At 65.3% G+C, this 20,645-nt stretch carries 20 protein-coding genes; 7 read left to right on the top strand and 13 right to left on the bottom strand.

What is annotated here, in order from left to right; genetic code table 11:
• Positions 1–1,374, bottom strand: coding sequence for an Nramp family divalent metal transporter (locus BI327_RS01190; RefSeq protein WP_076857915.1), 1,374 nt, complete (start codon positions 1,372–1,374; stop codon positions 1–3).
• Positions 1,375–1,495: 121 nt separating this feature from the next.
• On the opposite strand from BI327_RS01190, the gene BI327_RS01195 reads away from it, so the two are divergent.
• Genes BI327_RS01195 through BI327_RS01205 form a run of 3 tightly spaced genes read left to right on the top strand, consistent with a single transcriptional unit; the run spans position 1,496 to position 5,034 of the window.
• Complete coding sequence (locus BI327_RS01195) at positions 1,496–2,626, top strand: PspA/IM30 family protein (RefSeq protein WP_076857916.1); 1,131 nt, start codon at positions 1,496–1,498, stop codon at positions 2,624–2,626.
• Positions 2,623–3,285: an OB-fold-containig protein gene (locus BI327_RS01200; protein WP_076857918.1), complete on the top strand. Its 663-nt coding sequence runs from the start codon at positions 2,623–2,625 to the stop codon at positions 3,283–3,285. The genes BI327_RS01195 and BI327_RS01200 overlap by 4 nt, the downstream gene beginning before the upstream one ends.
• Before the next feature lie 3 nt (positions 3,286–3,288).
• Positions 3,289–5,034 carry a flotillin family protein gene (locus BI327_RS01205; protein ID WP_076857920.1) on the top strand — a complete coding sequence of 582 codons (1,746 nt, stop codon included), beginning with the start codon at positions 3,289–3,291 and terminating at the stop codon, positions 5,032–5,034.
• A 148-nt stretch (positions 5,035–5,182) separates the two neighbouring features.
• Here the strand turns inward: BI327_RS01205 and BI327_RS01210 are convergent, their stop codons facing one another.
• Both BI327_RS01210 and BI327_RS01215 read right to left on the bottom strand, forming a co-directional pair.
• On the bottom strand, positions 5,183–5,992 hold the full coding sequence (locus BI327_RS01210; protein WP_076857923.1) for a helix-turn-helix transcriptional regulator: 810 nt from the start codon (positions 5,990–5,992) through the stop codon (positions 5,183–5,185).
• Positions 5,993–6,124: 132 nt separating this feature from the next.
• Positions 6,125–7,690, bottom strand: a complete 1,566-nt coding sequence (locus BI327_RS01215; protein ID WP_083741878.1) for an amidase — start codon at positions 7,688–7,690, stop codon at positions 6,125–6,127.
• A 248-nt stretch (positions 7,691–7,938) separates the two neighbouring features.
• Here BI327_RS01215 and BI327_RS01220 point away from each other — a divergent pair, with 248 nt between their 5' ends.
• The gene (locus BI327_RS01220) at positions 7,939–9,180 is read left to right on the top strand and encodes an MFS transporter (protein WP_076857924.1); all 1,242 of its coding nucleotides are present in this window, start codon (positions 7,939–7,941) and stop codon (positions 9,178–9,180) included.
• A 147-nt stretch (positions 9,181–9,327) separates the two neighbouring features.
• Here BI327_RS01220 and BI327_RS01225 read toward each other — a convergent pair whose 3' ends face one another.
• From BI327_RS01225 to BI327_RS01235, 3 genes are all read right to left on the bottom strand, one after another.
• Positions 9,328–10,134, bottom strand: a complete 807-nt coding sequence (locus BI327_RS01225) for a phytanoyl-CoA dioxygenase family protein (RefSeq protein WP_076857926.1) — start codon at positions 10,132–10,134, stop codon at positions 9,328–9,330.
• 256 nt (positions 10,135–10,390) lie between these two features.
• Positions 10,391–11,644, bottom strand: coding sequence for an adenylate/guanylate cyclase domain-containing protein (locus BI327_RS01230; RefSeq protein WP_076857928.1), 1,254 nt, complete (start codon positions 11,642–11,644; stop codon positions 10,391–10,393).
• 133 nt (positions 11,645–11,777) lie between these two features.
• A complete protein-coding gene (locus tag BI327_RS01235; RefSeq protein WP_076857930.1) occupies positions 11,778–12,338 on the bottom strand; it encodes a hypothetical protein in 561 nt (186 codons plus the stop codon).
• Positions 12,339–12,479: 141 nt separating this feature from the next.
• On the opposite strand from BI327_RS01235, the gene BI327_RS01240 reads away from it, so the two are divergent.
• Positions 12,480–12,665 carry a hypothetical protein gene (locus BI327_RS01240; RefSeq protein ID WP_076857932.1) on the top strand — a complete coding sequence of 62 codons (186 nt, stop codon included), beginning with the start codon at positions 12,480–12,482 and terminating at the stop codon, positions 12,663–12,665.
• On the opposite strand, the gene BI327_RS01245 is transcribed toward BI327_RS01240, so the two are convergent.
• The gene (locus BI327_RS01245; RefSeq protein WP_076859100.1) at positions 12,666–13,544 is read right to left on the bottom strand and encodes a DMT family transporter; all 879 of its coding nucleotides are present in this window, start codon (positions 13,542–13,544) and stop codon (positions 12,666–12,668) included.
• Positions 13,545–13,623: 79 nt separating this feature from the next.
• On the opposite strand from BI327_RS01245, the gene BI327_RS01250 reads away from it, so the two are divergent.
• Positions 13,624–14,439 (top strand): helix-turn-helix domain-containing protein, encoded by an 816-nt coding sequence (locus BI327_RS01250; protein WP_076857934.1) that lies wholly within the window; start codon positions 13,624–13,626, stop codon positions 14,437–14,439.
• On the opposite strand, the gene BI327_RS01255 is transcribed toward BI327_RS01250, so the two are convergent.
• The 5 genes from BI327_RS01255 to recO form a co-directional block, all read right to left on the bottom strand.
• The gene (locus BI327_RS01255; protein WP_076859101.1) at positions 14,430–15,233 is read right to left on the bottom strand and encodes an N-acyl homoserine lactonase family protein; all 804 of its coding nucleotides are present in this window, start codon (positions 15,231–15,233) and stop codon (positions 14,430–14,432) included. The two genes, BI327_RS01250 and BI327_RS01255, sit on opposite strands and share 10 nt — an antisense overlap.
• A gap of 147 nt (positions 15,234–15,380) precedes the next feature.
• Positions 15,381–16,358, bottom strand: coding sequence for a cation diffusion facilitator family transporter (locus tag BI327_RS01260; protein WP_076857935.1), 978 nt, complete (start codon positions 16,356–16,358; stop codon positions 15,381–15,383).
• 107 nt (positions 16,359–16,465) lie between these two features.
• A complete protein-coding gene (parC, locus tag BI327_RS01265) occupies positions 16,466–18,721 on the bottom strand; it encodes a DNA topoisomerase IV subunit A (RefSeq protein WP_076857937.1) in 2,256 nt (751 codons plus the stop codon).
• Between the two features lie 81 nt (positions 18,722–18,802).
• Positions 18,803–19,060: a hypothetical protein gene (locus BI327_RS01270; protein ID WP_076857939.1), complete on the bottom strand. Its 258-nt coding sequence runs from the start codon at positions 19,058–19,060 to the stop codon at positions 18,803–18,805.
• 99 nt (positions 19,061–19,159) lie between these two features.
• On the bottom strand, positions 19,160–19,909 hold the full coding sequence (gene recO, locus BI327_RS01275) for a DNA repair protein RecO (RefSeq protein WP_076857940.1): 750 nt from the start codon (positions 19,907–19,909) through the stop codon (positions 19,160–19,162).
• A gap of 62 nt (positions 19,910–19,971) precedes the next feature.
• Here recO and BI327_RS01280 point away from each other — a divergent pair, with 62 nt between their 5' ends.
• Positions 19,972–20,244, top strand: a complete 273-nt coding sequence (locus tag BI327_RS01280) for a hypothetical protein (protein ID WP_076857942.1) — start codon at positions 19,972–19,974, stop codon at positions 20,242–20,244.
• Between the two features lie 9 nt (positions 20,245–20,253).
• On the opposite strand, the gene BI327_RS01285 is transcribed toward BI327_RS01280, so the two are convergent.
• The gene (locus BI327_RS01285) at positions 20,254–20,634 is read right to left on the bottom strand and encodes a hypothetical protein (RefSeq protein WP_076859102.1); all 381 of its coding nucleotides are present in this window, start codon (positions 20,632–20,634) and stop codon (positions 20,254–20,256) included.
• Positions 20,635–20,645: the final 11 nt, after the last annotated feature.

Consider the following 20,645-nt stretch of genomic DNA (forward strand, 5'->3'; position numbering starts at 1 on the left):
CTAGGTCCCGAAGAACGTATCGATCAGCAGCTTCACGTTCAGGCTCACGATCAGGCCGGCGACGATCCACGCCGTCACCGCAACCGGCAGCGAGATCGCGAACGCGCCCATCTTGCGCTTGTCGGACACGAACCGCACCAGCGGGATCACCGCGAACGGCAGCTGCATCGACAGCACGACCTGGCTGAACACCAGGAGCTGCGCGGTGCCGCTCTCGCCATAGAGCGCCGCGACCACGATGACCGGAACGATCGCGATGCCGCGCGTCACCAGCCGTTGCAGCCAGTCGGGCAGCCGCAAATCGAGAAAACCCTGCATCACGATCTGGCCGGCCAGCGTCGCCGTCACCGTCGAATTGAGGCCGGACGCCAACAGCGCCACGGCAAACAGCGTCGAGGCGATGCCGAGCCCGAGCAGCGGCGACAGCAACTCGAAGGCCTGGTCGATCTCGGCGACATCCGAGTGGCCGCTCTTGTGGAAGGTCGCGGCCGCCAGCACCAGGATCGCGGCATTGACGAACAGCGCCAGCATCAGCGCGATGGTCGAGTCTGTGGTCGCCCATTTGATCGCGTCGCGCCGGCCCTCCTCGGTGCGCGGATAGGCGCGGGTCTGCACGATCGAGGAGTGCAGATAGAGGTTATGCGGCATCACGGTGGCGCCGATGATGCCGATCGCGATGTAGAGCATCTCGGGATTGGTGACGATCTCGCGCGACGGCATGAAGCCGCCGAGCACGCCGGCGATCGGCGGCGCGGCGGCGGCGATCTGGACCACGAAGCAGACCGCGATCACGATCAGCAGCGCGATCACGAAGGCTTCGAGGAAGCGGAAGCCGCGGTTCATCAGCAGTAGCAGCAAGAATGCATCGAGCGCCGCGAGCAGCGCGCCGCCGATCAGCGGGATGCCGAACAAGAGCTTCAGCGCGATCGCGGTCCCGATCACTTCGGCGAGGTCACAGGCGATGATCGCGGCCTCGCAGGCGAGCCACAGCAGCAGATTGACCGGCCGCGAATAGGTCGCGCGGCAGGCCTGCGCCAGGTCGCGGTCGGTTGCGATGCCGAGCCGCGCGGCGAGCGCCTGCAGCAGGATCGCCATCAGATTGGAGAGCAGGATGACCGACAGCAGCGTGTAGCCGAACTTCGATCCACCCGCGAGGTCGGTGGCCCAGTTGCCGGGGTCCATGTAGCCGACCGAGACGAGGTACCCCGGCCCCGCGAAGGCCAGCAGCCGCCGCCACCACAGGCCGCCGGTCGGCACCGCGACCGTCGCGTTCACCTCGGGAAGGCTGCGCGCATGGCCGGCATCGTCGCGCCAGCCACCGGGCACGCCATGGGGAACGGAAACGGAAGACATTTCAGGAGTTCGAGCGTCCATGCGGCGAGGATGGCCGATCTCCCCCGTTATTGCAACTCATTTGCAACTGCATCTAGGCTCACGAAAATGATACCAGCCGCGCTCCTTGTAAAGTACTGAGGAAGTGCTTTACGTTAGATGCATGATCAAACTGCCCGTCGAGACGCCGACCGCAACGCTGCGTTACGCCCTCGCCCCTGACCCTTCAGGCATCGAGGCGATCGAAGCGACCTTTGCGGCCTATGACCGGATGATGGCTGTTCTCGCCGAGGTCGCCCCGGTCGGTGCCAACCTCGTCGCGCTGCACGCCCAGGCCTATGAGAGGATCCGCAGGGAGACCGGCCTGCCCGCGCGCCTCGTGACGCTCGGCCTGCGCGATCGCGCCAACTACATCGCAGGCGCCGCCGTCCGCCGGATACCGCTCGACGACAAGTTGTTTGCGATCAAGGGTCCAACTTCACTGACCATTAGCACTGTCAGCGGACGCGTCTTGGTGCCGTTCGACGTACCGGGATATGTCTCGGGCTGGGAAAGTCCCTTCCCGGCACATTTGATCTCGGATGGACGCGGCTACGAAATCCACATCGCCGTCAAATCGAAATCAGCACAACCGGAGGAGAAGACCATGCTTCACGAAGGCATCCTTGCGCGCATGGGCCGGCTTCTTGCCGCCATCGCGAGCCAGACCATCGACAACGTCGAGAGCAACAACAAGGTCGCGCTGGTCAAGCAGGCGATCCGCGAGATCGACGCCGGCGCCGACGAGGCGCGCTACGCGCTCGGCAAGTCGCGCGCCGAAGAATTCCGCTTGAAGAAACGGCGCGAGGAACTGGATACCGAAACCACTGCTCTGAACGAAAAGATTCGTCTCGCACTTGCGGAAAATCGCGAAGACCTCGCACGCGCCGGCGTCGCACGGCAAATTGATCTGGAGTCGCAGGTGATCGCGCTGGAACGCGCAATGGATTTCATCGAGCTCGAAATCGATGAACAGACCAAGGCGCTGCAGGCCATGCTCGGCGCGCGCCGCGAGGCGGAGACGCGATTGGCCGATCTCGAACAAAGTCTGCTCCGCGAGGCCAAGGACGAAACCAGCCGGGGCCCATCGACGACCAATACATTGAGTGCCGAACGCGCCATGGCGGCGATCGCCCGGGTCACCGGTGTTCCCGCTTCCAGCGTGCTCGGCGACAAGGAGCTTGACGAACTCGATCGCCTGCATCGCGAAAAGGAAATCGCGGCGCGGCTTGAAAGGATCAAGTCAGAAAAATGAGTGCAGTTGGCGACATCCTGCTCGCCCCCGACGTGCGGCCGTTCGCGGTCGCGGCTGCGATCATGGTGGCACTTGGCGGTATCGAGCTGCTGACCACCATGGTCGGACTTTCGATCAGCGAACTCATCGGCAAGGAGTTCGCGGTCGAGGCCGAGAGCCACAATGCTCTCAGTGGCCTGTTTCTCTGGATCAACGCCGGGCGGCTTCCCCTCCTGATCCTGATCATCCTGATCCTCGGCATCTTCTCGATCGGAGGCTTCCTGCTTCAGGGACTGGCGCATGCCGCAGGCACCGCCATCCCGGTCTCGATTGCTGCCGTGGTTGCCGCCGCCGGCAGCATCCCCGTGATCAGGAACACCAGCCGCGGCCTCGCCCGCATCATTCCGCGCGACGAGAGCTATGCGGTCAACGACAGCGACTTCGTCGGCAAGGTCGCAACCGTGTCGGTCGGCCCGCTCGATCAGGGTCTGCCCGGCAGGGTCCGTCTCAAGGATGTCTTCGGCAACTGGCATACCGTGTCGGCGCGTGCCAGCGCGGAGTCCGAGGCTTTGCCGGTCGGCACTAGCGTGCTGCTGGTCGACCGCGACGCCAGGAGTTTCATTGCGATTGCCGCTCCCGCCGACCTCGTCGAACAACAACGATCTTCCAACAGGGCATAACACATGTGGGAACTTGCTATACCCGTCGTCATTGGCGTCATTGTCATTCTCGTTATCGGTCTGCTGTTCGCCAAGCTCTACAAGCGCTCGACGCGCGATGAGGCCTATGTCCGCACCGGCCTCGGCGGCCAGAAGGTCGTGCTCGACGGCGGTTCGCTGGTGCTGCCGATCTTCCACTCCACCGCCGCGGTGAACCTGAAGACGCTGCGGCTCGAGGTGGCGCGCGGCGGTCCGGATTCGCTGATCACCAAGGACCGCATGCGCGTCGACATCGGCGCCGAGTTCTACCTGCGCGTCAAACCCGACTCGTCGTCGATCGCGCTTGCCGCGCAGACGCTCGGCAACCGCACCAACGACGCGACCGAGCTGCGCGAGCTGGTGGAAGCAAAATTCGTCGACGGCCTGCGCTCGGTCGCGGCGACCATGAACCTGGAGGAATTGCAGGAGCAGCGCGCGACCTTCGTCAAGGCGGTGCAGGATGCGGTCGGCGCCGACATCCAGAACAACGGTCTCGAGCTTGAATCGGTGTCGCTGACCCGGCTCGACCAGAGCGACATCAAGCATTTCAACCCGAGCAACTTCTTCGACGCCCACGGCCTCACCACGCTGACCAAGATCACCAAGGAGCGCGAACAGGAGCGCAACCAGATCGTCCGCACCACCGAGGTCAATATCGCCCAGCAGGACCTGGTGGCGCGGCAGACCACGCTGACGATCGAGAGCACCAAGCGCGAGGCCGAGTTGGCCCAGCAGCGCGACATCGCCAACAAGACCGCCGCGATGCGCGCGCAGACCGCGCAGGTCGAGCAGACCGCGTTGCAGAACGAGGCCGAATACCGCATCCAGCAGGAGCTCGCGGTCGCCAACAAGCAGACCGAGGCCAACCAGGCCCGCGACACCCGCAAGATCGAGGCCGATCTCGCGGTCAAGCGCCGCAACACCGAGATGGAGCGCGACCTACAGATCGTCGCCCAGGAAAGCGCGATCGCGGTCGCGGCCAAGAGCAAGGAGCAGTCGGAGGCCCAGACCATCGCCGAGACCGCGCGCGCGGTTGCGATCGCCGCCGAGGAAAAGGTCACCACCGCCCGCGCCACCGAAATCGCCGAGCGCGACAAGATCATCAACGTGATCGCGGCGCGCAAGGCGGCCGAGACCGACGCGATGCCGATCACGGTCATGGCGGAAGCCGAACGCCAGGCCGCCGCCAACAAGGCGGAAGCCACCAACGTGCTCGCCAAGGCCGATGCGGCAGCCGCCACCACCCGCGCCGCCGGCGTCAAGGCGCTCGGCCAGGCCGAAGCCGAGGTCGCGACGATGAAGGCGGAGGCGCGCAACAAGCTGAGCGCCGAGATGATCGACTACGATCTCAACCTCGCCCGGATCAACGTGATCCCGAGCGCGCTCGCCGAAGCAGTGAAGCCGATCGAGAAGATCTCCGACATCAGGATCTTCGACACCGGCAGCATGCTCGGCCGCGGCGGCGCCAACGGCCACGCCAATGGCAATGGCGGTCTCGGGCTTGGCGACGGCCTCGCCGCGCAGTTGCTGTCGGTCTCGGCATTCAAGCCGATGATCGACAAGATCCTCACGGAAGCGGGCTTCCCGGCCGGGTCTGACGCGCTCACCAGCCTGACCAGCGCACTGGCGCAGCGCAAGGCCGAGGTCGCAGCACCTGCGAATGGCGAGGACACCCGGCCGGCCACATTGTCCGGCACCATCACCGGCCAGCTCGCGGCCACGCCGCAATGAAGGCGCCGTAGTGGCAGGCTGAAGCAGCCTGATGGCAGACGCACTTCACCTCCCGCACTTCACCTCCCCCCGCTGGGGGGAGGTCGGATCGCATCGACAGATGCGCACTGTCGCGCGTGCAAGTCCGCCGTAAGTTGAACAATTCGTTCTAGGCGAATGGCATGTCGATGAGCCGAAGCTGGATCGCCTTCGCTATTGCATGCGGCCTGTTCGACGCGTTGAGGTGCGCGATCGCACGCTTCATGTGAGAACGCACGGTCTCGCAGGACAAACCGAGGATCAGGGCAATGTCATCCGAGGTCTTCCCTTGCGCGGCGAGGGACAGGCACTCCTTCTCGCGCGCGCTGAGCCAGGCCTTGCTGTCGGCGGCTTCGTTCCACAACCATCTCCTGAGAGAGGTGTTCTGGAATTGATGACACAATGCGAACAACCCATTGACGACCGTCGGTGAAGAACCGGTCTCGTACTTGGTCGCGCTTTCCGAAATCGCGCTGACGAACGCAAATGATCCGTTCGGCATGTGCATCGGAATCGTGATTCCGTAATGCAGGTTCTTGTCGTTCAGGTGGTCCACGCACGCCCGCTCGCCAGTGCTCAGACGTTCATGGGTTTGCACGTCGATCCACTTTACGGGCAAGGTCGTCGTGAAGCAGAACCGGTAGTAGGGATCGCAGAGGTGGCTCCAGTGCCGGTCCCATCGATTTGGAAAGGCGCGCGTCTTCACGACGGGTGACGTGAAGCTGCCGTCTTGCGCTCTCGGCGTGCTGGCCATGCCGTAGGCGAAGGAGGAAAAGCCCAGGCCCGACAGGGCTTGATGCAACGCATCCAGGGCGGACTCGAGGTCGTCAGCCCGTTCGAGGTCCGCCGCGAAGCATCCCATCAGGGCTTCGCGGTCGGTAGTGGGAAATGCGTTTGCTGCCGGGAGAGACATCAAGGTCCATCTCTCATCATGGGGCATGATGGTCTTCCTGCGGCCCGCAGGTGTCAAGCCACGCTAAAGCGCGATCAGGATGAAGCACCGTCGCGCTTTAGGTTATTGTTTGCGCATGATCTTTTCGGAAAACCGCTTCGCACTTTTCCGGATCATGCTTCAGGCGGCCGGTTTCGGTCGCCGGCGCTGCCAGGGGTGCGTCGCGCCTTCGAATGCGGACGCGATGCGGAACACCCTCAGGTCGTCATAGGCTGGACCGACGATCTGCATCCCGGTGGGCACGCTTGTTTCGGCATCGAAACCGGTGGGCACGGACATCACCGGGAGGGTGCCGACCAAGTTGAAGGGATACGTCATGAACCAGCCGATAAAGGGGTTCACCGACTTCCCGTTGATGGTGAGCGGCGCTTCGCTGCTGCGCCCTGCGACGATCTTCGTCGTCGCGGTCGTCGGACAGATCAGCGCGTCGTGGGTTTCGAAGAGCTTCGTCATGGATGCGTACATCTTCTGCCGCACGGTATTCAGGTTGTAGAACTTCGTGACGTCGAGCTTCTTGCCCTCTTCGAGAATCTTGATGACGTAGGGGTCCACGTCGTTGCGGGATTTGGTCAGAAGACTGCCCGCGAGCGCGTAGAACACGCCCTGCCACCTTGTGTTCCATGTGTCTTCGATTTCCTTGGTCCAGCCGATGTCGACCTCGTCGACCACGGCGCCGAGCGAACGCAGCACCGACACGGCATTGCGTGTGTTCTTCTCGACCTCAGGATCAACAGCGAAATAGCCCAGGTCCATCGACAGCGCGATCCTCATGCCGGCGATGCCGTCGAAGGTCGGCGGGATCACCACCTTGTCCCGCAGGGACGACATGTCGGCCGGATGCTGGCCGGACGTGACATTCTGCATCAGCCCGCAATCGCCGACGCTGCGGGCCAGCTCGCCATAGTGGATCAGCCATTCATTCGGGTGCTCGCGGTCGTTGGGGTTGCGTCCCCATGGCGGCTTGTAGCCGAACACGCCGTTCATCGCAGCCGGGATGCGAATGGACCCGCCGCCATCCGTGCCGTCCGACAAGGTCGTGTAGCCGGCGGCCAGCGCCGCGCCGCCTCCGCCGGTCGAGCCGCCGGGGGTAAATGCCGGGTTCCACGGGTTGTGCGTGACGCCCCAAAGCAAGGACGCCGTCACACCTGAATGCGCGAACTCCGGTGTCGTCGTGCGGCAATGCATGATCGCCCCGGCGGCGAGAAGGCGCTCCACGGTCGGCGCAGATTGGTCCGGAACGAAATCCTTGTAAAGCCGCGAGCCGTAGGTGGTGATCTTGCCCTTGACGGAGTGATAGTCCTTGATGGCAAGCGTGATGCCTTCCAGCGGGCGGACCGGTTCACCGCGCACGTACTTGCGCTCCGCAATCCGCGCCTGTTCCAGCGCCTCGTCGAAATAGGTGTACGTCGTTGCCTTGAGCGTCGGCTCCCACGCTTCGACCTGTTTGATCTGCGCCCGCAACAGTTCGACCGGCGACAGCGTCTTGGCCTTGAATCTCGCGAGCGCCTCGCCGGCCGTCAGGTAGGCAATATCGTCGACATCGACCTTTTCGGACGGCCCCGCGGCGGCCGCGCGCGATGCTGCCGGCAGCACCGCCCCGGCGACGCCTGCAAGGGCGATGCTCAGGAGCCGGCGGCGCTCCGGATTCGGCTGGCCTGCAAAACTCTCGTAGGGGGCTTGGCTCATGATGTCTCGTCTCCCGTGGGTGGCGTCTGGCGAGCGACCGGGCTGCTTGCGCCAATTCGACGCCGCGCGATTTCAAGTCGCAATTCCCCTAAAGGGTGAATCGAGGTGAGGACGAGACGGTGAGAGTCTTGCGCCGTCACAACAGGCAGCGAACCGGCCTTTGTTTTGGGGTTGTCGGGAAACGGGTGGGATCGAGCGTCTTCCAACCACACACTATGGCCAGATCGAATGTCCCCAAGGATTCTGCCATGTCCGCCGATACGCCTCGCCTGCCAAGCACGTTCAATCGCCTGGCCTGGTCCAACCTCGCCGCGCAATCGGCCGAGCAGATCGCGCTAGCGGCCGCACCCATCGTCGCCGTGCTGGTGCTCGGCGTCGGCGAAGGCCAGACCGGCCTGTTGCAGACCGCGCTGACGCTGCCCTTCATCCTGTTCGCAATTCCGGCCGGCCTGCTCGCCGACCGGGTGTCGCGGCGCTGGGTGATGGCGGGCTCCGAAGCGCTGCGCGCGGCGGCCCTCGCCGCCATCCTGCTCTTGCTCTGGCTCGGCGCGATGACCTTGCCGCTGCTCGCTCTGCTCGGCTTCATCGCGGTTTGCGGCACGGTTGCCTACAGCGTCGCCGCACCCGCGCTGGTCCCCTCGCTCGTGACGTCGCAGCAATTGCCGGCGGCGAACGCCCGCATCGAGCTTGCGCGCACCGTCGCCTTCGCCAGCGGTCCCGCGCTCGGCGGCGTGCTGGTCGGCTGGGTCGGCGCCGCGCCTGCATTCGGCTTCGCCGCGGCCTTGTCGGCGATCGCGGTCGTGCTGCTCGCCGGCCTCTACGAGCCGGCGCGTGCGCCCGCGCCGCGGCGTCATCCGTTGCAGGACATCAAGGAAGGTGCGGCCTTCGTGATGCATCACGCCTTGCTGCGACCTGTTTTCATCACCCAGTTCATCTTCAACACGGCGTCGTTCCTGCTGCTCGCCGTGTTCGTGCCCTATGCGGTGCGCCATCTCGGGCTCAGCGCCACCGGCGTCGGCACCACGCTTGCGATGTACGGCGTCGGCATGGTGGTCGGCGCGCTGTTCGCAACCCGCGTGATGAAGCGGCTGGCGTTCGGCACCGTGATCGGGCTCGGCCCCGTGACCGGGCTCGTCGCCTCACTGGTGATGGCGCTGACCACCTGGATCGCGACGCCGCTGCTCGCCGGCCTCGGCTTCTTCCTGCTCGGCGTCGGCCCGATCCTGTGGGTGATCTCGACCACCACGCTGCGGCAGTCGGTGACGCCGCCGTCGCTGCTCGGCCGCGTCTCGGCGATCAACATCATGAGCTACGGCGCCCGTCCGCTCGGCTCCGTGCTCGGCGCCATCGTCGGTGGCTTCTACGGTGCCGAAGCCTGCCTCTACCTCGCAGCCGCGATCTTCGCCGCCCAGGCGCTGGTGATCCTGCTGTCGCCCGCGGTGTCGCTGACGCGGCAGCCCGACATGGTCGGCGAGCCCGTGCGCTGCTGAACGATCGTCATCGCGAGGAGCCGAAAGTGACCGGCTCCTCGTAACGATCGTGTCTACGCCGACGTCAAACGTGCGCAGACCAGCTCGACGCAATGGCGGTTTTTCCGGAGCCGGACGCTCGTGTAAGGATCACCACGCGCATCGCGATCACCTCCGCTTTTCCTGCAACGCGAGCCGGATGGCGATTTCGACCGGCGAATAGCCGCCGTCTTCCCGGACGAGCCTGAACGGTTCGGCCGGAGCCAGCGGCGGTTGGGCCAGAAAGCGCGGCTCCGTGCCACGATGCATCTGCGCTGCGTGCACGAGGAAGGGGTGACACAAATAGACCGTGCCGGCTTCACCGGTCGCCGGCGCCTCGGGCCGGTCAAGCGCCGTACCCAATTGGTCGAGCTCGACGTAAGACAGGCCCGCGTCGCCGGCCGGTTCGAGTGACCGCGCGATGTCACGATGCGATCCGACCTTGATGCGCGTGGGCGCGTCGCACACGCCGACGTCGGAGAACAGAAACAGCATCAGCAGCGCGCGGCCGCGCGAGGTGACATTCGACCGCCGGGACGAGAAATCACTGGCCTCGCTGCGAAAGCCCGCGTCGATATGCCAGCCGGCATCGCCCGGATCGTGCGGGCTTGGAAATCGCACCGGAAACGTTCCGAGGTTGGGTCGTGGGAGCCAGCGCCCCTTGCCGACCAGTTGGTCGAACGCCGCATGGAGCACCGGTGTGTTGGCGGCCTGCCTGAACGGCTCATCGCCGTAGTAATCCAGCCGGACGACCGGCCGCGTCCAGGTCGCCGGATCAGCGGGATCACACGGCAGATCGCGCCACAGGATGGCGCGGCCTTGGTCGGCCAGCGCCCGTGGAAAGGCGTGGTCGATCCTGACAAATCCATCCTGGATGAATTGCTCTATCTGTGCGTCGCCAAGGGCGCACACGGGTTCGTCGTCACGGGGGGGCATGAAGTCCTCATATCGTTCAGCCAACGACACTCGTCTGCGCGAAGCAGAACAGTCGGGCTCATTCGGTCCGGAGAAATGCCTCAGGCCGCGCGGCCATCAGCTCATTCGTCTTCCAACCGCTTGGAAAGCGGTGCCGTCACAGGCTCAGGAAGAAGACCGATGCGATATTGAGGGTACGGATCATCATGGTGGGTCGAGTATACCGCACAACCTTGGATTGGCAACGGAGCAACAGCATGATGCCCTGCCCCTCACCCTAGCTCGCCAGGTACCGCTCATATTTGCCGCCGACGACCTCGTCGGCGGCAACCGCCGGATCCAGCGTGTAGAGATCCTGCGCATGGCCGATGCCGCGCAGCACGAAGCGGCCCGTGGAGACCAGGTAGTTCCGGCCGGCGGCGTCGAGCCCGGCGCGGAACGCGGTCGAGGCCAGCAGTTCGCGATCGACCGAGGCGCACATCGAGGCGATCCGGCTGACCTCATTGACGGCGGGTCCGACCACCGTGAAGTCGAGCCGGTCCTCGCTGCCGATATTGCCGTAAAACACCTCGCCGACATGAAGGCCGACATAGGCCGTCGTGGTCGGCTGCCCGTCCGCGGCGCGGCGCTCGTTCAACGCATCCATGTTGTTGCGGAATTTGTGCTCGGCCCGCAGCGCCGCGCGCTTGGCGCCTGCCAAATTCTCTCCGGTGAACATCGCCAGCACGCCATCGCCGATCAGCTTCAGCACCTCGCCGCCGGCATCATGGATCGCGTCGATCGAGGCCTGGGCGTAGTCGTTGAGGAACGGAATGATCTCGTCGGGGCCGATGCGCTCGCTGATCGCGGTCGAGCCGCGCACGTCGGAATACCACAGCACGGCCTTGATCTTCTCGGTGATGCCGCGCTGCATGCGCCCGCGCAGCACCTGCTCCGCCGTCTCGCGGCCGAGATAGACCCGTCCGAGTGTGCGGGCGATCTCGACCTGCGCGGCCGATTTGATCGCGAGCCCGAGCACCGGCACCAGGTCGCGCAGCGCCGCCATGTGATTCTCACCGAAGCCGTCCGAATGCCGGGTGGTGTAGTAGGAATAGAAGCAGTCCATCTCGCCGATCGTACCGGCCTCGCCGAAGCGATGCACGAAGGCGGCGAAGTGCTTGTGGCCCTTCTCGGCAAGCTCGCCGATCATCGAGAAATCATGTGTCCCGGCGAGATCAATCACCATCTCGTCATGGCCGTTTTCGAGCATGTGGTAGAAGGCCGACCGCCGCCAGGTCTGGCTGGCCTCGCCGGTGCTGGTCGAGCCGTATTCGAAGATGTCGGCCTCGTTGCTCTCGCCGTCGTTCCAGCGGAAGCCGCGTCCCTCGAAGATCGGATGCAGGGTGTCGATGAAGACGATCGCCCGCGACAGCGGCATGCCTGCGGCCCGGCAGCGCTCGCAGAAGCCGCGCAGCAGGTCGTTTTCCGGCAGGCCCGTCAGACCCTGGCGGACCAGCCAATTCATGAGGCGCAAACGGGGCGTCAGTTCCATAAGCTGGATTATGCCGGGCAATCGGTGCGGGAGGAAGGCTTGACGGCGCATGCCAAGCCCAACCTGGCGGCGGCGCCCGCTGAGCCTCGCCACAGGCCGCCCAAGGACAGGCCTGCCGGACTTTACCGGTTCATCAATCCGGCCATGGTTGCAGAACGCAGTCCGCACACAGCAGACACGCTGCCCCCGCGCCAAGGGCGCATACCTCACAGAAGCCGGAGCATACCTCTATGCCTGCCATTGCGCCGGTGCCGGCAAATCTGGACTTCGACGAGGTCCGCCGCATCGACCTTTTTCCGCTGGAATCGAACATCGCCCTTTGCATTGTGGCGATCTCGGCGGTCATCTTGCTGGCCGAAGCCACCAGCGTCGACGATCGAACGTAGAGCTTTATGGGATCCTTCTCGGGGTCATTGCCCTGCACCTGCCGCACAATTTCATTGCGCGGTATGTCCCAATATCGCTGCAGGGTCAGGTCGCTGTACAGCCGCACCGTCTCCGGCGTCGACAGCCCGACATAGCCCTCCAGCACGACGGTGGCCTCGCCCTGCTTTGGATCCCTGAGAATTCGTTCGACGGCGGGATTGGCTACAATCGAGGCGTTGGAGTCTGCAGGTGCCGGCTGTTGTGCCTGACCCGGCGCAACCCAACCCAGCATCAACAACGCAACTGTGCAGGCAATCTTGCTGATCATGTTGACCTCATTCCTGGTCAAGAGCCGCAAATCGCATCGCCGCCTCTAGCTTTAGCACTGCAATACTTACGATGCAACCTTTGCGAGCATCCTGACAGGATTTGCGCTTCCTTTTGCCGCGGCGTTCGCGCACAACACGGCATGGATAGCAATCCGCCCAATCCGATCCGACGGCTCATGCAATGGGCGATCACGCCGCCGCAATCCTATGGGGTCTATCTTGGCGGCCTGATCCTGGTCTTCGCCCTGTCGTTCTACGCCGGCACGCTGAAGCCGAAGCATGGGCCGGCCGCACCGGTCGCCGCGCCGACCGCCCCGCACGACTGATCAGCCCGATCTGGTTTCCGACGTCGCGATCCAGATTCCGGCGAAGACCGCGATCAGGCCAAGCACCAGATTGGCCGTGATCGGCTCCCCGACCAGCTGCTTCGCCAGCAGCCCGGCAGCGATCGGATTGACCGTCATGGTGTTGGCGACGCGGGTCGGCGAGGCCCGTTCCAGCGCCAGCACCCACAGGATGAAGGCCAGCGCGCCGCCGGCGATCCCGAGATAGAGCCCCGCGATCCACTGCGATGCGCCGAAATCGCGCAGCGTCGCCAGACTGCCGGTGAACGCCCCGACCACCACCAGCGCCGCAGCGCCCGCGCCCATGCCCACGGTGAGGAAGCCGAGCGCGCTGGAACGGCGGATGAACGGTCGCGACAGCACGTTGTAGAACGCCATGCAGAGCACCGCGGCGGCCATGATCAGCTCGCCGCGCCAAGCCCCCGGCGGCGCCGCCGACAGCCCGGATGCCAGCGCGGCGGCCACGCCAAGCACCGCAATCGAGACCCCGGCCGATTTGCGCGTCGTCAACGGCTCGATGCCGAGCACGGCGCCGACCACCATGGTGGAGAGCGGCAACGTCGCCAGCGCAAGGCTGGCGCGCGCCGCCGTCGTGTAGGACATCGCTAGATTATAGAGCACGAAGAACACGCCGAAGAACGCCACGCCGAGTGCTGCGACCGCCGGCAAATCGGCGCGCCGCGGCCATTTCGCCCCGAGCAGGAGCGCGGCGGGAAGCACGCAGAGGAAGCCGATCGCCCAGCGCAGGATCGCAAGCGTGATCGGGTCGGCATTGCCTGCCAGATAACGCGTGATCGCGGCCGCCGTGCCGCCGAGGCAGCTCGAGACCAGTGCAATCGCAACGCCGATCCACTCGCCCATCCTGCTGCCCATGCGCTTCGCGCTCGCTTGTGGCATCTTGCCCAGCGAGATCATTCCGGCAACTACCTGGTAGGTATTCATGTCGCAGCAGCGCGATTTTGCAGCCAGCCTGCGCTGGTGGCGGCAGCGCAAGGGCCACTCGCAACTCGAGCTGGCCGGACGCGCGGACATCTCGCAGCGCCATCTGAGCTTCCTCGAGCTCGGCCGCGCCGCACCGAGCCGCGACATGGTGATCCGGCTCGCCGCGGCGCTCGACGTGCCGCTGCGCCAGCAGAATGCGCTCTTGGTCGCCGCCGGCTTCGCGCCGGTATGGCGGCAGACCGATCTTGCGGCGCCTGAGCTCGCCCAGATCCGTTACGCGCTCGATTTCATCCTGGCGCAGCAGGAGCCCTTCCCTGCTGTTGTGGTCGACCGGCACTGGAATTTGCTGCTCGCCAATGCCGGCGCCGGCCGGCTGGTGGAATTCCTGGTCGGGCCGCTCGCGCCCGGTACGGCGGTCAACCTCGCCGACGCGCTGGCCGCGCCCGGCGTGCTGCGACCGTATCTCACCAACTGGACCGAGGTCGCCGGCTACTTCGTGCGCAGCGTCGAGGCCGATGCGGCCGTCGACGGCACCACCGCAACGGCTGACTTGCTCAAGCGCCTGCTAGCCTATGATGGCGTCGAGCCCGCGTTGGCGGCGCCGCCCCCAACATCCGGACCGGTACTGCCGATGCTGTTCCGCAAGGGCGACGTCCGCCTGCAACTGTTCACGACGATCGCAACGCTGGGGACGCCGCAGGACGTCACGCTGCAGGAATTGCGGATCGAGAGCTTCTTCCCAATGGACGAGGAGACCGCGCAGCTTTTTCGAAGCTGGTCGAACCCCCGCGCGGCAACGGCTGCTCAGTCATAAAACTCCGGCGACAGCTTCAGTCCGTCGCGCTGCGCCTTGTCGTGGTTGATCCAGAGCTGCGCCTTCTCTTTCGTCAAAGTGTCGGCGATCTTCTGCATCGAGGCCAGCGTCTGCTCCTTGCTGGCGTTCATGCTCGGTGCCCGCCGATTGTCCCAATTATCCCTGAAATGAACGGCATCGCCGCTCAGCACGACCGCGCCGGTGTTCGGCAATTTCACCAGCAGCGACTGGTGGCCGGGCGTGTGGCCCGGCGTCGAGAGGATGGTGATGCTGCCGTCGCCGAACACGTCGCGGTCGCCCTCGAGCTTGGTGACGGGATGCTCGGGCTTGAAGCGCGGCGCGTTGTTGACGCCGGGCCACTCATACTCCGCCTTCTGGACATACAGCATCGCGGCCGGAAACATCTCGACATTGCCGATGTGATCGGGATGGGTGTGCGAGACCGCGATCGCCTTGATATCCGAAGGCTTCACCCCGAGCTGGTCGAGCTGCGCAGCGAGCGTCTTCGGCCGCCGCCAGGTGATCGCCTTGGGATCGGCCGGCGCGAGGCCGTTCGGCATCGCCGCCACCGCGTCGGGAATGCCGGTGTCCCACAGGAACCAGCCCTGCGCGTGCTTGATCAGGTAGCAATTGTCGACGAAGTCCATCGACTTGCCTTCGTTGACGCCGGGCGACCAGCGTGAAATGTCGCCGGCGACGCCTTCACCGCAGTTGAGGATGTAGAGCCGCTCGACGCCGGATTTCGCCGGTTGGGCATCCGCATGCGGCGGCGCGCCGGCGATCCACAGCAACATCGCAAGACTGATTGCCTTCTTCACGTCGCCCTCCGTTGATCGCGCCGGCTATTCGCGCGGTCGTAATCTGCCGTGCCGCCGCCGCCCGAGGAAGACATGGAGATAGGTCGGCCGATCAATTGAACGCGAGGGCGTGACGGCCGCCGGCTAGACCATTTCGGCCGGCGCCAGCCGGCAGGTCTCGCTGCTGATCTCGACCTGCAGCGTCGCGTGGTGAATGCTGAACCGCTCCGAGAGCTCGGCGCAGACCCGATGCAGGAAGACGTCGTCATGGCCGCCGGGCCGCACCAGATGCGCGGTCAACGCGGTCTCGCTGGTGCTCATCGCCCAGATGTGCAGATCGTGCACCTCGGTGACGCCCTCGAGCGCGGCGAGATAGTCCCTCACCTGCTTGAGGTCGATCCCCCTCGGCACCGCGTCGAGCGCGAGGTTGACGCTGTCGCGGGCAAGCTCCCAGCCGCTCAGCAGCACGACCACGGCGATGACGAGGCTGATCGCCGGATCGAGCCACTGCCAGCCGGTCGCCATGATCAGCAGCGCGGCGATCACGACGCCGAGCGAGACGCCGGCATCCGCCGCCATGTGCAGATAGGCGCCGCGGACGTTGAGGTCGCTGTCGCGGCCGCGCATGAACAACAGCGCGGTGCCGCCATTGATCAGGATGCCGAGCGCCGCGACCCAGACCACGGTCCAGCTCGCGACCTCCGCCGGCTCGCGGAAGCGGTTGATGGCCTCGACCGCGATGCCGCCGACCGCGATCAGCAGCAGCCCGGCATTGAACAGTGCCGCCAGGATCGAGGCACGGCGGTAGCCATAGGTGTGGGTGTCGGTCGGGCGCCGGCCGGCGAGCCACGCCCCGCCCCAGGCCAACAGCAGCGCGATGACGTCGGAGAGATTGTGGACGGCGTCGGAGACAAGGGCGAGCGAGTTGGCGGAGTAGCCGAAGATCAGCTCCGCGATGACGAAGGCGGTGTTGAGCGACGCGCCGACCGCAAAGGCAGTCCCGAAACTGTCGGGCGCGTGGCTGTGCCCGGCATGGGAATGGCCCGCGTGGGAGTGGCCGCCATGGGCGTGCCCGTGCGAATGACCGCTGTGGTCATGGTCGTGGTCGTGATTGTGCGCCATGGCAACCGTCGCCCGAATGTGTCGGCGACGGTTATAGCGCGGTGAAATGTGGATACTATCACACCGCAGCGGCGGGTTACGGCTTGCGCTTAACCCGCCCTACGCAATCACTCCACGCCGCGATTGAACTTGTTCGACTTCGGCAGGCCGTGGGCGAGCCGGCCGGCGTCGGCGCGGTTGCCGCGCCAGTCGGCCAGTTCCTTCATGGTCATGCTGTGCTCGCGGCCGGCGGAATCCTTCCAGGTCAGGCCGGCCTTGGCATCGAACACCGCGACGTCGGACAGCTCCGAGCTGGTGTATTTCTGCAAGCGCACGCCGCGGCCACGCGCCATCTCCGGCACTTGGTCGAGACCGAACAGCACCATCTTGTGGTTGGTGCCGATCACGGCAACGGTGTCGCCGTTCACGGTCGTGATCGCGCGGGCCTCGTTCGGCATCTCGACGTTGAGCACCTGCTTGCCCTTGCGGGTGTTGCCGACGCAATCCTCTTCCTTGACGATGAAGCCCTGCCCCTCGCTGCTCGCGATCAGGAACTTGCGCTCGCCCTTGTTGACGAACAGCGAGATGATCGCCGCGTCCTGCTCGAGGTCGATGAACATGCGGATCGGCTCGCCATGGCCGCGGCCGCCCGGCAACTTTGCCACGTCGAGCGAGTAGAACTTGCCGTTGGTGGCGAACAGCAACAGCTTCGAGGTGGTCTCGGCGAAGAACGAGTGCTCCAGCTTGTCGTCGGTCTTGAAGGCGAGCCCCGAGAGATCCTCGACATGGCCCTTCAGCGTGCGCACCCAGCCCTTCTCGGAGATCACGACGGTGCACGGCTCGCGCTCGACGAGGGCTTCCTCGATCGCGGCGAGGTCGTGTTCGGGCGCATCGGCGAAGGTGGTGCGGCGCTTGCCGAGCGGCGTCTTGGGCCCGAAGATGTCGCGGACCTTGCGCACCTGCTCGCCGACCTTGGCCCACTGCTCGGTCTCGGAGCCGAGCAGCCCCTCGATCCCCTTCAGTTCCTTGCGGAGATCCTTGTCCTCGGTGCGGATCTCCATCTCCTCCAGGCGGCGCAAATTGCGCAGCCGCATGTTGAGGATGGCCTCGGCCTGGACCTCCGACAGCTTGAAGGTCTTGATCAGGACCGGCTTCGGCTCGTCCTCGGTGCGGATGATCTTGATCACCTTGTCGAGGTTCAGATAGGCGATCAGCTGGCCGCCGAGGATTTCGAGCCGGTGCTCGATCTGCGTCTTGCGGAAGTTGGAGCGGCGGACCAGCACGTCGCGCAGATGGTCGAGCCATTCGCGCAGGCACTCGGCAAGGCCGACCACCTTCGGGATGCGGCCCTTGATCAGCACGTTCAGGTTCAGCGAGATCTTGCTTTCCAGCTCAGTGAGGCGGAACAGCGATTCCATCATCAGCGCCGGATCGACGGTGCGCGATTTCGGCTCGATCACGAGCCGCACGTCCTCGGCCGACTCATCGCGGACGTCGGCGACCAGCGGCAGCTTCTTCTCGTTGATGAGTTCGGCGATCTTCTCGACGATCCGCGACTTCTGCACCAGCCACGGAATCTCGGTGACGACGACCACCCAGGTGCCGCGCGCGCCCTCCTCCTGGGTCCAGCGCGAGCGGGTGCGGAACGAGCCGCGCCCGGTGGTGTAGGCCTCGACGATCGCTTCCTTGGAATCGACGACGATGCCGCCGGTCGGGAAGTCCGGGCCCTTGACCCATTTCAACAGCGCCTTCGACTTGGCGTCGGGCTTCTCGATCAGATGCAGCGCGGCGTCGCAGAGCTCGGCGGCATTGTGCGGCGGGATCGAGGTCGCCATGCCGACCGCGATGCCCTGCGCGCCGTTGGCGAGCAGGTTCGGGAAGCCGCCCGGCAGCACCACCGGCTCTTTCGACTGGCCGTCGTAATTGAGCCGAAACTCGACGCCGTCCTCGTCGATGCCGTCGAGCAGGAGCCGCGCGACCTCGGTCATGCGCGCTTCGGTGTAGCGGTAGGCGGCCGGATTATCGCCGTCGATATTGCCGAAATTGCCCTGGCCGTCGACCAGCGGATAGCGCGAGGAGAAATCCTGCGCCAAACGCACCATGGCGTCATAGATCGCCTGGTCGCCATGCGGATGGAACGAGCCCATCACGTCGCCGACGATCTTGGCCGACTTCTTGAACGCGGCGCGCGGGTCGAGCCCGAGCAGGTCCATGCCGTAAAGGATGCGCCGGTGCACCGGCTTCAGCCCGTCGCGGGCGTCCGGCAGCGCACGGTGCATGATGGTCGAGAGCGCATAGGCGAGATAGCGCTCCTCGAGCGCATCACGCAGCGGCACCTCGTGAATTTCGGCCGGCTCTTCCGGCGGGGTCTGTCGCTTTCCCATGGGGAGGCGTTAAACTTTTGCGCTGAATCGGGCAAGCCGCGAATCAGCTCAAACGCGCACCGATTCACCTGATTCGCGCAATTATTGCGTGGCCTGGTTGGCCGCCCGCACGGTCCTGACCGGAGCCTCTTTGAGGCAATGGCGGGCGATCTCGATCTCGGCGTCGGTTGCGCCGTGGGCTCGCGCCCAGCCTTCGGCCGCCGCGGCCGAGTATTTGGCGACGTAGTAGCGAACCACCGTGCAGGAGACGCGACGCAGCACGCCCCCCTGCTCGCCGGCATTTGCGTCCGGCGCCAGCGTCAGCAACGCCGCCGAAATGACAATTCCCCGCAGAAACATCGGTCGCCCTTCGATGGAACCACGGGTCCGGAACGCGCCACAGGGCGATTTCGTTCCCGTCACCTCGATGCATGACAGGGGCGCGCGAAGGTCTGCGCCTCAGGTCCCCGCCAGCCGGCTCCGCCGCCTGGCCACGGCATTGATGAATCCGTCGCGGGCGTCGGAATGGCCCTGCCCGCGCGGCTCCAGCACATGGCGGAGCAGGAACAGGCCGGTGATCTGGAAGCCGTCGATCAGGTCCTGGTCCGACCAGCTGTTGGCGCCGCCTTCGCCTTCGCGCAGGAACGCCGGCAGCGGCAACAGCCGGTCGCGCCACGGCTCGCCGGCGCTACGAGACACGGCGCCGCCGGATTTCGGCGACACATAGACCAGGTCGGTGGTCTCGCCGGTGGCTGCGCAATTTTCCAGGTCGAGCCCGAAGCCGAGCTCGGTCAGCATGGCGAGCTCAAACCGGATCACGTGCACGGCGGCAACGCCTGTGTCCTCGAAATCGTCGAGCGTCCCCTGCAGCATCTCGTAGATGTCTTCATGCGGATCGCGCTCCGGCAGCAGCCGTGCCAGCGCAGCCAGATGGGTGACGCCGTAGACCGCGTGCGACGAGGCGAGCAGCGTTGCCGCGCGCAGCCGGGTGCCCTCCAGCGCATACATCCCGAGATGCTCGTCGAGCCGCGCCCGCCACACCGCGGTGACGCTGTTGCCGGGCTGCAGCAGCGGCCGCATCCGCGAGCTGGCGCCGCCGCGCACCAGGCCGAGATGACGGCCATGCTCGCGCGTCAACAGCTCGACGATGGCGGAGGATTCGCCATGCCGCCGGACGCCCAGCACAATGCCTTCGTCGGTCCATTCCATGTGCTAACTATACCGCCAACCGGTCCGATACTGAAGTTGTCGACATATGCGAGATGATCGTAATGGCTAGCCTCATCGGCGACTTGATCGCCGGCGTGCTCGAACTTGTGTTCTGGGCGTTCTGGGAAATGCATCCGGTGGTCTTCGCCGCAACGCTCGGCAAGGTGACCATCGAACGCCCCGACGGCAAGATCAGCTGGATCGGTATTCCCAGAATCACTCGCTCGCCTCAGGGCCGGATGGTCCTGTCAGCTTCGCTCGGCGTCATCGTGGGCTTCGTCTTCTGGGTTATCGTGGTGAGCGGGATCGTCATCTTCCACGCGTACCGATCGTGAGGTCTGGCGCTACGCGTTGAACCAGCCCTGCGCGTCGCCGGTGAAGGAGTAATACAGCCCGGCCGTGGTCAGGATGCAGGACACGATCTCGATCGCGCTGTCGATCTCGAGGCCCTTCTCGCCGATCACCTGCACCAGCGAGATCACCGACAGCACCAGCATCGCGGCCAGCGCCCAGCGCGGCCAGTTCTTGCGGTGCTGGGCGGCGAGCCGGACGAAATACACCAGCAGCAGGATCATGCAGCCGGCGGTCAGGGTCTCGCCCGTGATCATCTGCTCGGTCCTCACGGCGGTCGGCGTGCGGTCCTGGAACGCCACCGACAGCGCGTCGAGCGTCAGCGAGAGATAGAGAAGCACCTCAAACCACAGCACGTTTCTGGGCACATTCATTGCCTTGGGCA

The sequence above is a fragment of the Bradyrhizobium mercantei genome, assembly GCF_001982635.1.
Lineage (GTDB): Bacteria > Pseudomonadota > Alphaproteobacteria > Rhizobiales > Xanthobacteraceae > Bradyrhizobium > Bradyrhizobium mercantei.

Coding starts and splice junctions, on each gene's coding strand:
- BI327_RS01190 (WP_076857915.1), bottom strand. CDS start 1,374: ATGGACGCTCGAACTCCTGAAATGTCTTCCGTTTCCGTTCCCCATGGC.
- BI327_RS01195 (WP_076857916.1), top strand. CDS start 1,496: ATGATCAAACTGCCCGTCGAGACGCCGACCGCAACGCTGCGTTACGCC.
- BI327_RS01200 (WP_076857918.1), top strand. CDS start 2,623: ATGAGTGCAGTTGGCGACATCCTGCTCGCCCCCGACGTGCGGCCGTTC.
- BI327_RS01205 (WP_076857920.1), top strand. CDS start 3,289: ATGTGGGAACTTGCTATACCCGTCGTCATTGGCGTCATTGTCATTCTC.
- BI327_RS01210 (WP_076857923.1), bottom strand. CDS start 5,992: ATGCCCCATGATGAGAGATGGACCTTGATGTCTCTCCCGGCAGCAAAC.
- BI327_RS01215 (WP_083741878.1), bottom strand. CDS start 7,690: ATGAGCCAAGCCCCCTACGAGAGTTTTGCAGGCCAGCCGAATCCGGAG.
- BI327_RS01220 (WP_076857924.1), top strand. CDS start 7,939: ATGTCCGCCGATACGCCTCGCCTGCCAAGCACGTTCAATCGCCTGGCC.
- BI327_RS01225 (WP_076857926.1), bottom strand. CDS start 10,134: ATGCCCCCCCGTGACGACGAACCCGTGTGCGCCCTTGGCGACGCACAG.
- BI327_RS01230 (WP_076857928.1), bottom strand. CDS start 11,644: ATGGAACTGACGCCCCGTTTGCGCCTCATGAATTGGCTGGTCCGCCAG.
- BI327_RS01235 (WP_076857930.1), bottom strand. CDS start 12,338: ATGATCAGCAAGATTGCCTGCACAGTTGCGTTGTTGATGCTGGGTTGG.
- BI327_RS01240 (WP_076857932.1), top strand. CDS start 12,480: ATGGATAGCAATCCGCCCAATCCGATCCGACGGCTCATGCAATGGGCG.
- BI327_RS01245 (WP_076859100.1), bottom strand. CDS start 13,544: ATGGGCGAGTGGATCGGCGTTGCGATTGCACTGGTCTCGAGCTGCCTC.
- BI327_RS01250 (WP_076857934.1), top strand. CDS start 13,624: ATGTCGCAGCAGCGCGATTTTGCAGCCAGCCTGCGCTGGTGGCGGCAG.
- BI327_RS01255 (WP_076859101.1), bottom strand. CDS start 15,233: ATGTTGCTGTGGATCGCCGGCGCGCCGCCGCATGCGGATGCCCAACCG.
- BI327_RS01260 (WP_076857935.1), bottom strand. CDS start 16,358: ATGGCGCACAATCACGACCACGACCATGACCACAGCGGTCATTCGCAC.
- parC (WP_076857937.1), bottom strand. CDS start 18,721: ATGGGAAAGCGACAGACCCCGCCGGAAGAGCCGGCCGAAATTCACGAG.
- BI327_RS01270 (WP_076857939.1), bottom strand. CDS start 19,060: ATGTTTCTGCGGGGAATTGTCATTTCGGCGGCGTTGCTGACGCTGGCG.
- recO (WP_076857940.1), bottom strand. CDS start 19,909: ATGGAATGGACCGACGAAGGCATTGTGCTGGGCGTCCGGCGGCATGGC.
- BI327_RS01280 (WP_076857942.1), top strand. CDS start 19,972: ATGGCTAGCCTCATCGGCGACTTGATCGCCGGCGTGCTCGAACTTGTG.
- BI327_RS01285 (WP_076859102.1), bottom strand. CDS start 20,634: ATGAATGTGCCCAGAAACGTGCTGTGGTTTGAGGTGCTTCTCTATCTC.